The sequence below is a fragment of the Klenkia sp. AC732 genome (assembly GCF_979256525.1).
In genome coordinates, this window is sequence record NZ_CEEDOS010000013.1 from 1 (window position 1) to 12223 (window position 12223).

The following is a 12223-nucleotide window of genomic DNA, read 5'->3' on the forward strand; positions in this document are numbered from 1 at the left end:
GTGTCGCGGGGGAGGGGGCCGGGCGGGAGGAGGCCCAGGGCCTGGAGGCGGGCGCCGAGGGTGAGGGTCCAGGGGCGGTCCAGGCGGGCGCGGGTGAGCAGGGCGTCGTCGCCGAGGACGACGTCGGGGGCGCCCTGGGTGACCGTGCCGTCGACGACGACGGCGACCTCGTCGGCCCACCCGAGGGCCAGGTCGACGTCGTGGGTGCTCATCACCACGGTGGACCCTGACGCCTGGAGGCGGGTGAGGGCGGCGAGGGCCTCGGTGACGGCGGAGGGGTCCAGCCCGGCGGTGGGCTCGTCGAGCAGCAGCACGCAGGGGCGCATGGCGACGGCGCCGGCGATGGCGACGCGCTTGCGTTCGCCGTAGGACAGCTGGTGGGTGGGCCGGGCGGCCAGGTGGGTGACGGCGAGCAGGTCCAGGGCCTCGGCGACGCGGGCGCGGACCTCGGGCTCGGGCAGGCCCAGGTTCATCGGGCCGAAGGAGACGTCCTGGGCGACGGAGGCGGAGAAGAGCTGGTCGTCGGGGTCCTGCAGCACGAGCTGCACCTCCTGGCGGTGCGCCTGCAGGCCCTTGCGGGTGTGCTGCAGGGTGGCGCCGTCGACGGTGATCCGGCCCTTCGTGGGCGCCAGCGCGCCGGACAGGCAGCGCAGCAGGGTGGTCTTGCCCGACCCGTTGGCCCCGAGCAGGGCCAGCCGGCGACCCTCGGGGACGGTCAGGCTGGCGCCGTCCAGGACCCGGGCGCCGCGGGTGTAGCCGACGACGACGTCGACGGCGGCGAGCTGCTGGTGGCTCACGCGGTCACCAGCGTCAGCGCGCACAGGGCCGCGAGCCCGGTGACGGTGGCGGCCAGGAACACCCGGGAAGAGGGCAGCACCTCGGGCAGGACCCGCAGGTCGGTGACCATGCCCCGGCCGGCCAGGCCCTCCTGCAGTCGGCGGGCGCGGTCCCAGGAGCGGGTGAGGACGGCGGCGGCCAGCACCCCGGAGGACCGGTAGGAGCGGCGGACCGTGGAGTAGCCCATCCGGGAGGTCTGCGCCTCGCGGATGGTCCGCAGGCTCTCCAGCAGCACGAACAGCAGCCGGTAGGTCACCGAGGCGACCTCGACCACGGCCCCGGGCACCCGGGCCCGGCGGAGTGCGGGCAGCAGGTCCGACATCGGGGTGGTGGTGGCCAGCAGCAGCACCGCGGCCCCGCCGGCCAGCGCGTGCCCGACGAGCGCCCCGCCGCGGGCGGCGGCGTCGGGTGCCCAGCCGATGCCGGAGCCGGAGACCTGCACGACGGCGGTGACGGCGCCCAGGACGACGAAGGCCAGTGGCAGCCGGACGGCGCGGCCGAACACCCGGGCCGGCACCCGCGCCGGGCCCAGCGCCAGCACGACGGCCGCCAGCCCGACCAGCAGCGACCCTGGCCAGACCGGCAGCACGAGCGCGCAGACGACGAGGCCGACCGACAGCAGCACCTTGTCCCCGACGGCGCGCGGGCGCCAGGCCGAGGCCCAGGCCGCGTCGTCGATGGCCAGGCCGGTCACGGGGTGACGTCGTCCCGGGTGCCCGTGGCGGCCGCGACGGCCTCCCGCTGCGCGCGCCGGCCGCGGAGCCGGCCCAGCACGTAACCCAGCACGCCACCGCCGATGGCGGCCTGCAACGCGAAGAGCCCGGACTCGATCTCGGTGGAACCGGGGGAGAAGACGTGGTCGAACCAGGGCACGTAGTCCGGGTTCGACTGCTCGATCGCCTCGGTGGCCAGGCTGTCGGTGCCCGCGTAGTCGCTGGGGGCGCCCAGCAGCAGCGGCAGGGCGAACAGCGCGACCACGCCGAGCACCAGGGCCAGTGTCACCCAGCGGCGGCGGGTCATCGGGTCGACTCGCCGTCGGTCGAGGTGGTTGGGGTCGGGGCCAGGGGTCGGGGTCGGGGTCGGGGTCGGGTCGTCGTCCTCGTCGACCGGCCGTCGCTCCAGGACCCCCAGGCGCTCCAGCTCCGGGCGGGCGTTGACCGTCAGCGCCCGGAACAGCAGCACGCCGAGCAGGCCCTCGGCGATGGCCAGCGGCACCTGGGTGACGGCGAAGACGCCGAGGAACTTCACCGCGGCACCGGCGAAGCCCGAGGAGGCGTCCGGGAAGGCCAGCGCCAGCTGCAGCGACGTCGTCACGTAGGTCGCCAGGTCCGCGACCGCCATGCCGGCGAACACCCCGACGAGCAGGTTCCCCGACGCCTTCCGGGCCAGCCGGTAGGCGCCGTACCCGGCCCACGGGCCGACGATGGCCATGGAGAAGGCGTTCGCGCCCAGCGTGGTGAGCCCGCCGTGGGCCAGCAGCAGCGCTTGGAACAGCAGGACCACCGTGCCCAGCAGGGCCATCACCGGTGGCCGGAAGAGGATCGCGCCCACCCCGGTGCCGGTCGGGTGCGAGGAGGACCCGGTCACCGAGGGCAGCTTGATGGCGCTCAGCACGAACGTGAACGCCCCGGCAGCGCCCAGCAGCAGCGTGGACTCGGGGTTCTCCCGGACCTCCTTCACCACCGCCCGCGCCCCGTGGACGACGAAGGGCGCCGCGGCGATGGTCCAGCCGATCGCGTGGGCGGGGGGCAGGAAACCCTCAGCGATGTGCACGGGCCACCTCCTGGACGCGGGCGGCGGCAGCGACGAAGCGGGTGGCCATGGTCGGCGAGCCGGCCCAGTTCAGGTGCAGGTAGGAGGCGTGCACCGAGCCCTGCACGAAGCCCTCGGGGCCGTCGGCGTTCCACTGCCAGGCCGGGGTGGCACCCGCGCCGGGGTCGGTGCGGGTGCGGTGGAACTCGTGCCCACGGACCCGGGTGCCGGCCGCGGCCAGCACGCTGTCGGTCAGCGCCACCGCCGAGCGGTAGCCCAGCGTGAGCCGGGGGTGCATGGCCGCGCCGGCGTCCAGCACGCCGCACATCGGCTCGCCGTCCAGCTCGCGGGCCAGGTAGAGCAGCCCGGCGCACTCGGCGGCGATCGGGGCGCCGGCGGAGGCCAGCGCGGAGATCGCCGTCCGCAGGCCGACGTTGGCCGCCAGCGCGGAGGCGTGCACCTCGGGGAAGCCGCCGCCCACGACCAGGCCGCAGGTGCCCGGCGGGAGGTCGTCGTCCCGGAGCGGGTCGACGACGACCACCTCGGCACCGGCCGCGCTGAGCAGCTCGGCGGTCTCGGCGTAGCCGAAGGTGAACGCCGGGCCCCCGGCGACGGCGACGACGGGGCGGCCCTCGGTGCGGACCACCTCGGCGGCCGGGTCCCAGGGGGCGGCGTCGAGGTCCGGGGCGGTGGCGGCCAGCCGGAGGACGGCGTCCAGGTCGACGCTGGACTCCACCACCGCACCCAGCGCGCGCACCGTGTTGATCGCCTCGGCACTCCGCTCGGCGGCGGGCACCAGGCCCAGGTGCCGGGACGGCGTCTGCAGCGCCTCGATCCGCCGGACCGCACCCAGCACCGGCACCCCGGCGGAGCCCAGGGCCTCGCGCAGGATCGCCTCGTGCCGGTCGGAGCCGACCCGGTTGAGCACCACGCCGCCCAGCCGGACGGTGGGGTCGAAGGTGGCGAAGCCGTGCACGACGGCGGCGACGCTGCGGGCCTGCGCGCTGGCGTCCACGACCAGCACGACCGGGGCCTGCAGCTGGGCCGCGACCTGCGCGGTCGACCCGTAGCCGGGCTCGACCGAGGGGTGGCTGGCGCCGTCGAACAGGCCCATCACGCCCTCGACGACGGCGACGTCGGCCGGGGTCGGGTGGGTCGCCCCGCGCAGGAACAACGGCACGATCCGGTCCCCGCCGACCAGCCAGTTGTCCAGGTTGCGGCCCGGGCGGCCGGCGGCCAGACCGTGGTAGCCCGGGTCGATGTAGTCGGGGCCGACCTTGTGCGGGGAGACGGTGAGCCCGCGGGCGGTGAACGCGGCGATCAGCCCGGTGGCGATCGACGTCTTGCCCGAGGACGACGACGGCGCCCCCAGCACGATGCGCGGGATGCGGGTGCTGGGCATGGGATCCCTTGCATATCGCGGGGGCTCTGCGCCGTATGCGTGGGATCCCATGCCGGGGCGGCCGGTCACCACTCGATCCCCCGCTGGCCCTTCTGGCCGGCGTCCATCGGGTGCTTGACCTTGGTCATCTCCACGACCAGGTCGGCGGCCTCGACGAGCGCCGGGTGCGCGGTGCGCCCGGTGATGACGACGTGCTGGTTGCCCGGCCGGGCGCGCATCGTCTCCACGACGTCCTCGACGTCGACCCAGCCCCACTTCATCGGGTAGGTGAACTCGTCGAGCACGTAGAACCGGTGCGCCTCGGCGGCCAGGTCGCGCTTGATCTGCGCCCAGCCCTCGGCGGCGTCGGCGGCGTGGTCGGTCTCCGACCCGGCGCGGCGCGACCAGGACCAGCCCGAGCCCATCTTGTGCCAGACCACCGGGCCGCCCTGGCCGGTCTGGGTGTGCACCTCGCCCAGGGCGGTCAGCGCGTTCTCCTCGCCGACCTTCCACTTGGCGCTCTTGACGAACTGGTAGACCGCGATCGACCAGCCCTGGTTCCACGCCCGCATCGCCATCCCGAACGCGGCGGTGGACTTGCCCTTCATCTCCCCGGTGTGCACCGCCAGCAGCGGCCGGTTGCGGCGCTGCCGGGTGGTGAGCCCGTCGACGGGGACCGCCGTGACCTGTCCCTGGGGCATCTCAGGCAGCCGCCTTCACGGTGGAGACGAGTTGCTGGGCGCCCAGTTCCTCCAGGTGCAGCGTCTGCGCGCCCAGGTGGGCGCCCAGGGTCTGCGCGAGGCCGAGCCGCACGTACCCGGACTCGCAGTCGACGACGACGCCGGCGGTGCCGGCCGCCTGCAGCAGGCCGGCCGCGCGGTGAGCCTGGCGCAGGTGGTCGGTGCCGCGCTCGCCGGTGGCCCGGCCGTCGGTGACCACGACCAGCAGCGGACGGCGGCGCGGGTCGCGGACCCGCTCGACCCGCAGCGTCTCGTGCGCCCGCAGCAGCCCGGCGGCGATCGGGGACCGCCCGCCCGTGGGCAGGTCGGTCAGTCGCGCCGCCGCGGCCTCCACCGACCAGGTCGGGGGCAGCGCGAGGACGGCGTCGGCTCCGCGGAAGGTGATCAGCCCGACCTTGTCCCGGCGCTGGTAGGCGTCGGTCAGCAGCGACAGGACGGCGCCCTTCACCGCGGCCATCCGGGTGCGCGAGCCCATCGAGCCCGACGCGTCGACGACGAAGAGGACCAGGTTGCCCTCGCGGCCCTCCAGGTCGGCCTGCCGCAGGTCCTCCCGGGCCAGCCGCAGACCGGGGCCCGAGCGCCCGCGGGCCAGCTGGTGCGGGGCCGCGGCGAGCACGGTGTCGACCAGGTGCAGTCGGGTCACGGTGCCCTCGGGACGGCGTGAGCCGACCACCCGGCCGCGCTCGCTGCGGGCCTTGGACCGGCGTCCGGCGACGCCGTCGCCGATGCCGGGGACCTCCAGGCGGCGGGCCCGGAACGCCTCGCCGGGTGCGACGGCGGGCTGCTCGGGGGCCGGCGCGGCCTCGGCGCGCGGGGCGTCGGGGTCGGCGGCGTCCCCGCGGGGGGCGGTCGTCGGCTGCTGGTCGCCGCCGGGACCTCCCTCGGCAGGGCCCGCCTGCTCGTCGGGACCGGCACCGTCACCGGCGCCCTGCTCGGGCGTCCCGCCGTCATCCGGGCTGCCGTCAGCCGGGCCGCCCTCACCCTCGGGGGGTGTGTCCTCGGGGTCGGGTTCGGGCTCGTCGGGGCGGGCGTCGTCCAGCGCCTGCTCCAGGGTGTCCTCGTCCAGGCCGGGGGCGTCGAAGGGGTTGCGGCGACGGCGGTGCGGGAGGGCGAGGCGGGCGGCGACCCGGACGTCGTCCTCGGTGACCTCGGTGCGGCCCGACCAGGCGGCGTGCGCGATGGCGGCGCGGGCGGTGACGATGTCCGCGCGCAGCCCGTCGACGCCGAAGGCGGCGCAGACCGCGGTGACCTGGGAGAGCGCGCCGTCGCCGAGGACGACGCGGGGGAGCAGCTCGCGGGCGGCGGCGATCCGGTCGGCGAGCGCGGTCTCCTCGCCGGCCCAGCGGGCGGAGAACCCGTCCGGGTCGGCGTCGGCGGCGAACCGGCGGCGGACCACCTCGGCGCGCAGGCCCGGCTCGCGCGGGGCGGCGACCTCGACGGTGAGCCCGAAGCGGTCCAGCAGCTGGGGCCGGAGCTCGCCCTCCTCGGGGTTCATGGTGCCGACCAGCAGGAACCGGGCGGCGTGCTGCACCGAGACGCCCTCCCGCTCGACGTAGGCCCGGCCCAGCGCGGCGGCGTCCAGCAGCAGGTCGACGAGGTGGTCGTGCAGCAGGTTGACCTCGTCGACGTAGAGCACGCCGCGGTGTGCGGCGGCCAGCAGGCCGGGCTCGAAGCTCTTCACGCCCTCGGTGAGCGCGCGCTCGATGTCCAGCGAGCCGACCAGCCGGTCCTCCGAGGCGCCGACCGGCAGCTCGACCAGGCGCGCCGCACGGGTGGCGGCGGGGGAGTCGGTGGGGTGCGGGCCGTCGGGGCAGGCAGGGTCCGGGGCGGCCGGGTCGCAGCCGAACCGGCAACCGGCGACGACGGCGACCGGGGGCAGCACGGCCGCCAGGGCGCGCACGGCGGTCGACTTGGCCGTGCCCTTCTCCCCGCGGACGAGCACGCCGCCGACCGCCGGGGAGACGGCGTTGAGCAGCAGGGCCAGCCGCATGTCGTCCATCCCGACGACAGCGCTGAACGGGTACACCACAGGTGCGTCCTCTCCCCGGGTGTCCACGCCCGGAGGTGGCAGGAAGCGACGGCGGGAGTTCCTGACTGACCGTCCCCGGGAGCGGGGGCGGATCACAGTGGCGGGACCGCGCCGGGTTCACACCGGCTTCCTCCACTGCCGTCGCAGTTCGGAGCCCATCAGACCACGCGCCACCACGTCGGCGACAGCCCCCGTCACTTGACGGATCGGAAAGCGACCAGGCAGACTTTCCGACATGGAAAGTGACGAGGTGTCGAGGGACCGTGCGGCGGCCGACCTGGCAGCCCTGCAGACCGGACGGACGGCGATGGCCGACCGGCTCCGCCAACCCGGCTGGTACGACCCGGCGCTCGGCATCCTGGTCGCGGCGCTGCTGTCCACGTACTCCTTCGCCTACCCGTGGCTGACGCTCGCGGCGCTGCCCGTGTTCGGCGCCGCCGTCGCGCTGCTCGTCGCCGGGTACCGGAGGCACACCGGGCTGTGGGTCAACGGCTTCAACGGCGGCCCGTCGACCAAGCCGGTGGTCCGGGCCTGGGGTGCGGCGTGCCTGGTCGTGTTCGCGATCGGACTGCTGGCCGAGTTCGCCCTCGACGTCCGCTACGCGATGGTCGTGGCCGGCGTCGTCCTCGGGGTCGCCGCTGCCCTCGTCAGCCGCCGCTGGACGACGGTCTACCAGCGCGAGCTGCGGGGCGAGCTGTGACCGCGGACCGGGACCGGGCGGCCGCCGACCTCGCCGCCCTCGACGCCGACCGGGCCGCGCTCGCCGAACGGGTGGTGCCGCCACCCTGGTTCGGGCCCGCGCTCGGGCTGCTGCTGTTCGCCTTCATCTCCTCGAACGCGCTGGACTCCCCCTGGGTGACCGCACCGGCCGTGCTGCTGTTCGGGCTGGGCACCGGGCTGCTGGTCGCGGTCTACCGGCGGTCCACCGGCGTCTGGGTGCACACCCCGCCGCGGGTGCTGGCGGGCTGGGCGGTCCTCGTCGTCGCCGTGCTGGTGCCGGCGTACCTGCTGGGCGACGAGCGACCGTGGGTGTTCGTCGTCGCCGGCGCGGTGCTGGGCGTGGCGGTCGCGGTCCTGTCCGCCCGGTGGACCCGCGCGTGGCAGCGCGAGCTGCGGGAGGGCGTGTGACGACCGTCGAGCCGCGCTTCGACCAGGTGGTGCACGCCCCACCCCGGCTGCAGGTCTGCGGCCTGCTCGCCGCGGTCGACTCGATGGACTTCGCCGCCGTCCGGGACGCCGTGGGGGTCAGCGACTCGGTGCTGTCCAAGCACGTCAAGCAGCTCGAGGAGGCCGGCTACGTCCGGGTCCGCAAGGCCACCGTGGCGTCCCGGCAGCGCACCAGCCTGGAGCTCACCCGCCCCGGCCGGACGGCGTTCACCGCCCACGTCGCCGAGCTGCGGCGGATCACCGGGGGCTGATCCCGCCCAGCCGGGCCACGGTGGTGTCGGACGGCACTCCCGGGCGCGGGGGCCGACGGCCCCCGCGCGGGCAGAGTGGGGGCGTGGACCGGGGGAGGGGCGCGACGCTGCTGGACTGGGCGGCCGTCCTCGCCGTCGCGCTCGGGCTGGCCGCGGTCCTGGAGCTGCTGTCGGTGCCCTCGGCGACGCTGTTCGCCGGCCTGGCCACCGGGCTCGCCCGGGCGTTGCTGGTCCGCCGGCGGCTCGCGCTGCCCAGGCACTCGATGACCGGGGCGCAGGCCGTCATCGGTGTCTCGATCGGCGCGCTGGTCTCGGTCTCCACGCTGCGCACCATCGCCGCGGACTGGCTGCCGGTCCTGCTGGTCACCGTCGGCACGCTGCTGATCAGCCTGGTGGCCGGCCAGGTGATGGCCCTGCAGCGTGGGGTCAGCCGGGTCACCGGCGCCTTCTCGATGATCGCCGGCGGCGCCTCCGGGATCACCGTGATGGCCCGCGAGCTGGGCGCCGACGAGCGGATGGTCGCGGTGCTGCAGTACCTGCGGGTGCTGCTGATCGTCGTCGCCATGCCGGTGGTCGCGGCCGTGGCCTTCGGTGCCTCAGGTGCCGACGCCGGCCCGGCCGCGGCCGAGGGACCCGGTCCCTGGGCCGGGCTGCTCCTCACCGTCGTCTGCATCGCGGTCGGCATCCCGCTGGGCCGGCTGACCCGGGTCCCGGTCGCCTCGCTGCTGGGCCCGATGCTGGTCGCGGCCACCCTGGACCTGACCGGTCTCTCCCGCGGCGCCGACGTGCCCGCCGTCCTGGAGGGCGCCGGGTTCCTGGTCATCGGCCTGCAGGTCGGGCTGTCCTTCACCCGGGACAGCCTGCGGGTGGTCGGCCGCGCGCTCCCGCTGGCCCTGGCGATCATCGTCGCCGTCGTGCTGGCCTGCGCGGGGCTGGGCTGGGCGCTGACCGCCACCGCCGACGTCGACCCGCTCACCGCCTACCTGGCGACGACGCCCGGCGGCCTCTACGCCGTCCTGGCCACCGCCAGCGACAGCGGCGCCGACGCCACGTTCGTGCTCGCCGTCCAGGTGCTGCGGCTGTTCGTCATGCTGCTGACCGCGCCGCTGGTCTCCCGGCTGCTGCTGCGCGGGCACCGCGGCGACTGAGCCCGGCCCGGCCGGGTAGCCCGGGAGCGACCACCGGCGGGTCCAGCCCCGACCCCGGGCCGGCGGTCGACCCCCGGGAGCACCCGTGTCCGCCGACCCCCGCTCGTCACCCACCGGCCGCTCGCTGGGCGGTGGGCTGCTCGTCGGGGTCGGCCTGGCCGCCACGGTCGACGAGGTCGTGTTCCACCAGCTGCTGCACTGGCACCACTTCTACGACCGCGCGTCCAGCGCCGCCGGACTGGTCTCCGACGGCGTCTTCCACGCCTTCGGCACCGTCGCGCTCGTCGCCGGGGTCTTCCTGCTGGCCGACCTGCGCCGCCGTGGGGACGTCGTCCGGGTGCGGGCCTGGGCCGGGGTGCTGCTGGGCTCGGGGGTGTTCCAGGTCTACGACGGGCTCGTCCAGCACAAGGCGCTGGGCCTGCACCAGATCCGCTACGGCGTCGAGCTGCTGCCCTACGACCTGGTGTGGAACGGCACCGGCGCGCTGCTGGCCGTCGTCGGTGCGGCCCTGCTGCTGCGTCGGCCCGCGCGGTCCCCGGCGGCCCGGTGACGGTCGTCGTCCTCGCCGGCGTCGTGCTCGCGGTCGTGGGCTACGGGGCCGGGGTGCTCCGGCTGACCCGGAGCGGCGTGGACTGGCCCGCCGGCCGGGTGCTGGCCCTCGTGCTCGGGGGCGCGCTGGTGGTCGTCGGGTCGCTCCCGGCCCTCACCGGCCACGGGCCGCCCACCCGGGCCGCCGTGGTCGGTCACCTGCTGGCCACGATGGCCGGGCCGCTGCTCGTCGCCCTCGGGGCGCCGGTGACGCTGGCCCTGCGGGCGCTGCCCCGCCGTCCGGCCCGGGGCGTGCTCGCGGCCCTGCACACCGCACCGGCGCGGCTGCTGGTGCGGGCACCGGTCGTCACCGTGCTCGTCGCGGCCTCGGTCGCCGCGGCCTGGCTGGCCCCGGTGCCCCACGGCCTGCACGGGCTGCTGCACCTGCACATGGTGCTCGGGGGTGTGCTGCTGGCCGTCGTCGTCACCGGGGTCGACCCGGTGCGCCGGGACCTGTCCACGCCGGCCCGGCTCGTGGTCGTGGTGGTCACCGGCGCCGCGCACGACGTGGTGGCCCGGCTGGCGTGGGCCCGGGCGCCGCTGGGGTCCACCGGGGACGAGGCGCGGGCGGCCGCGGAGCTGCTGGCCACCGGCGGTCACCTGCTGGACGCCGCGCTCGCCCTGGTCGTGGTCAGCGCCTGGTACCGGCGGGCCGGGCGGCGGCTGGCCGCCGCGGAGCGCCGCCGGGCTGCGTCACCAGCCCAGGACGCGGCGGGCCTCGGTGGCGACCGTGTCGAAGCGCCGGCGGTCCAGGGTGGCGCCCTCCCGGCGGACGTCGTCAGGGCCGATCCGCAGCACCCGGTCCAGCCGCACCTCGCTGGGCCGGCCCTGCCGGTCCCAGCCGCCGGTCCCGACGTCGAGCCAGTGCCGGCCGTGCCGGGCCTCGTCGGCGGCGTCCCGGTCGTGGTCCTTGCTGGTCAGCATGAGCCCGAGCAGGTCCGACCCGGTCCGGCCCACGACGAGCACCGGGCGGTCCTTGCCCCGGCCGTCGCCCTCCTCGTAGGGGACCCACGCCCAGACGACCTCGCCCGGGTCGGGCCGGCCGTCGTCGCGGGGGGCGTAGGCGATCTCGCCGCGGCCGGTGAAGTCGCCGGCGCCGCGCGCGGCCGGGCGGGCCAGGTCGGCGTCGCTGGGCCGGTCCCGCAGGGTGGCCCGGGGGCGGTCGGCGGAGGGGCCCGGGGCCCGGCCGGGGCGCGCGGAGGACCGCCGGCGCAGCTCCGCCCCGCCCTCGCGGACCAGGGTGCGGACGACGCGGTCGAGCACGGACTTCCAGCCAGACGCCATGCCCGACGACGCTAGGGGACGACGGGGGTGGGCGCGCCCCGGGGATCCGTCACGAGATCGTCCGGGACGGTCACGGCGCGCCACCGCGACACGCCGTCCGACGTGGGACTCGCGGGGTCGGTGTGACCCGATGGGACGAACCGGTCACACCCGTGGTTGACCGTGCCCCGAACGGGTCATCTACTGGCCCAGGGCCACACACCACCCGGCCACGGTGGCGGGGCCCGTTCGGGGAAGAGGCACCATGACCACCGCAGAACCGGTCCGCCCGGCAGTCACCACCGGGGTGTTCGGCACCAGTCGCGTGCAGGCCAGCGTCCTCGCCAGCTTCCAGCTCGTCGAGGACGCCCGCTACCGGACCCCCGACCACGTCCGCAAGCGCCAGCGGGCCCGCTTCCGTGCCGAGCAGGCGGTGGCCGCCCGCCTGGTGGCCCGCGAGTTCGAGCGCGAGTGACCCCCGACGGTCCTCGGGCAGCGGACCCGGCGGAGCGCCCGTAGCCTCTGCGCGTGCCGATCAGCTCGCCCGAGGGCAAGGACTGGACCCGCTCGAAGATCCGCGACCTCGCACCCGAGTCGCTGCTGGACGTCGGGGCGGGGGCGGGCACGTACGCCAAGCTGCTGGCCGACGACCGCCCGGCCCGGCTGACCGCGCTGGAGGTCTTCGAGCCCTACGTGGAGAAGTACGCGCTGCGCGAGCTCTACGACGAGGTGCTGCTGGGCGATGCCCGGACCACGCCGCTGCCCGCGGCCGACGTCGTCGTCCTGGGTGACGTCGCCGAGCACATGACGGTCGAGGAGGCCCAGGACCTGTGGGCCCGGGCCGGCGAAGCCGCCGGGCGGGCGGTCTACATGTCGATCCCGATCGTGCACTACCCGCAGGGCGAGCTGGAGCACAACCACCACGAGGTGCACGTGGTCGACGACTGGGACCACGACAAGGTCATGGCCGCGTTCCCCGGCATCACCGACTCCTTCCGCGGCGAGGTCGTCGGGGTCTACGAGCGCCGCACCGACTGAGCGGAGTGCCACGGCGCAGGTTCCCCGCG

14 protein-coding genes, 1 pseudogene and 1 riboswitch are annotated in these 12223 nt (G+C 76.3%); of the genes and pseudogenes, 8 read left to right on the forward strand and 7 right to left on the reverse strand.

Translation table 11 applies throughout. The features are described 5' to 3' along the window. From AC0IVP_RS07960 to AC0IVP_RS07985, 6 genes are all read right to left on the reverse strand, one after another. Positions 1-797, reverse strand: a 797-nt coding sequence (locus tag AC0IVP_RS07960; protein WP_471755760.1) for an energy-coupling factor ABC transporter ATP-binding protein, incomplete at its 3' end; no start/stop codon positions are given. Continuing rightward, positions 794-1531, reverse strand: a complete 738-nt coding sequence (cbiQ, locus tag AC0IVP_RS07965) for a cobalt ECF transporter T component CbiQ (protein WP_471755762.1) — start codon at positions 1529-1531, stop codon at positions 794-796. The genes AC0IVP_RS07960 and cbiQ, both read right to left, overlap by 4 nt. Further along, on the reverse strand, positions 1528-2610 hold the full coding sequence (locus AC0IVP_RS07970) for an energy-coupling factor ABC transporter permease (protein ID WP_471755764.1): 1083 nt from the start codon (positions 2608-2610) through the stop codon (positions 1528-1530). The genes cbiQ and AC0IVP_RS07970 overlap by 4 nt, the downstream gene beginning before the upstream one ends. Beyond that, positions 2597-3991 (reverse strand): cobyrinate a,c-diamide synthase, encoded by a 1395-nt coding sequence (locus AC0IVP_RS07975; protein ID WP_056293850.1) that lies wholly within the window; start codon positions 3989-3991, stop codon positions 2597-2599. The genes AC0IVP_RS07970 and AC0IVP_RS07975 overlap by 14 nt, the downstream gene beginning before the upstream one ends. A gap of 65 nt (positions 3992-4056) precedes the next feature. Then, positions 4057-4671, reverse strand: coding sequence for a cob(I)yrinic acid a,c-diamide adenosyltransferase (cobO, locus tag AC0IVP_RS07980; RefSeq protein WP_056293849.1), 615 nt, complete (start codon positions 4669-4671; stop codon positions 4057-4059). Position 4672: 1 nt separating this feature from the next. Then, positions 4673-6736, reverse strand: a complete 2064-nt coding sequence (locus AC0IVP_RS07985; RefSeq protein ID WP_471755766.1) for a putative cobaltochelatase — start codon at positions 6734-6736, stop codon at positions 4673-4675. Positions 6737-6772: 36 nt separating this feature from the next. Further along, positions 6773-6897: riboswitch (cobalamin riboswitch) on the reverse strand. Positions 6898-6974: 77 nt separating this feature from the next. On the opposite strand from AC0IVP_RS07985, the gene AC0IVP_RS07990 reads away from it, so the two are divergent. From AC0IVP_RS07990 to AC0IVP_RS08015, 6 genes and pseudogenes are all read left to right on the forward strand, one after another. Then, positions 6975-7439 carry a hypothetical protein gene (locus tag AC0IVP_RS07990; protein WP_471755768.1) on the forward strand — a complete coding sequence of 155 codons (465 nt, stop codon included), beginning with the start codon at positions 6975-6977 and terminating at the stop codon, positions 7437-7439. Continuing rightward, positions 7436-7867 carry a hypothetical protein gene (locus tag AC0IVP_RS07995; protein WP_471755770.1) on the forward strand — a complete coding sequence of 144 codons (432 nt, stop codon included), beginning with the start codon at positions 7436-7438 and terminating at the stop codon, positions 7865-7867. Before AC0IVP_RS07990 ends, AC0IVP_RS07995 begins: the two co-directional genes overlap by 4 nt. After that, on the forward strand, positions 7864-8157 hold the full coding sequence (locus AC0IVP_RS08000) for a transcriptional regulator (protein ID WP_056293834.1): 294 nt from the start codon (positions 7864-7866) through the stop codon (positions 8155-8157). The genes AC0IVP_RS07995 and AC0IVP_RS08000 overlap by 4 nt, the downstream gene beginning before the upstream one ends. Before the next feature lie 83 nt (positions 8158-8240). Continuing rightward, positions 8241-9305 carry an AbrB family transcriptional regulator gene (locus AC0IVP_RS08005; RefSeq protein ID WP_471755772.1) on the forward strand — a complete coding sequence of 355 codons (1065 nt, stop codon included), beginning with the start codon at positions 8241-8243 and terminating at the stop codon, positions 9303-9305. An 85-nt stretch (positions 9306-9390) separates the two neighbouring features. Continuing rightward, positions 9391-9855 carry a DUF2243 domain-containing protein gene (locus tag AC0IVP_RS08010; RefSeq protein ID WP_471755774.1) on the forward strand — a complete coding sequence of 155 codons (465 nt, stop codon included), beginning with the start codon at positions 9391-9393 and terminating at the stop codon, positions 9853-9855. A 35-nt stretch (positions 9856-9890) separates the two neighbouring features. Then, positions 9891-10529, forward strand: a pseudogene (locus AC0IVP_RS08015) (cytochrome c oxidase assembly protein); the annotation flags it as partial. Between the two features lie 57 nt (positions 10530-10586). On the opposite strand, the gene AC0IVP_RS08020 reads toward AC0IVP_RS08015, so the two are convergent. After that, positions 10587-11177: a type II toxin-antitoxin system PemK/MazF family toxin gene (locus tag AC0IVP_RS08020; protein ID WP_471755776.1), complete on the reverse strand. Its 591-nt coding sequence runs from the start codon at positions 11175-11177 to the stop codon at positions 10587-10589. 244 nt (positions 11178-11421) lie between these two features. Between AC0IVP_RS08020 and AC0IVP_RS08025 the strand changes: the two genes are divergently transcribed. Together AC0IVP_RS08025 and AC0IVP_RS08030 are read left to right on the forward strand one after the other, a co-directional pair. Beyond that, positions 11422-11631: a hypothetical protein gene (locus AC0IVP_RS08025; RefSeq protein WP_056293821.1), complete on the forward strand. Its 210-nt coding sequence runs from the start codon at positions 11422-11424 to the stop codon at positions 11629-11631. A gap of 53 nt (positions 11632-11684) precedes the next feature. Further along, positions 11685-12194: a class I SAM-dependent methyltransferase gene (locus AC0IVP_RS08030; RefSeq protein WP_471755778.1), complete on the forward strand. Its 510-nt coding sequence runs from the start codon at positions 11685-11687 to the stop codon at positions 12192-12194. Positions 12195-12223: the final 29 nt, after the last annotated feature.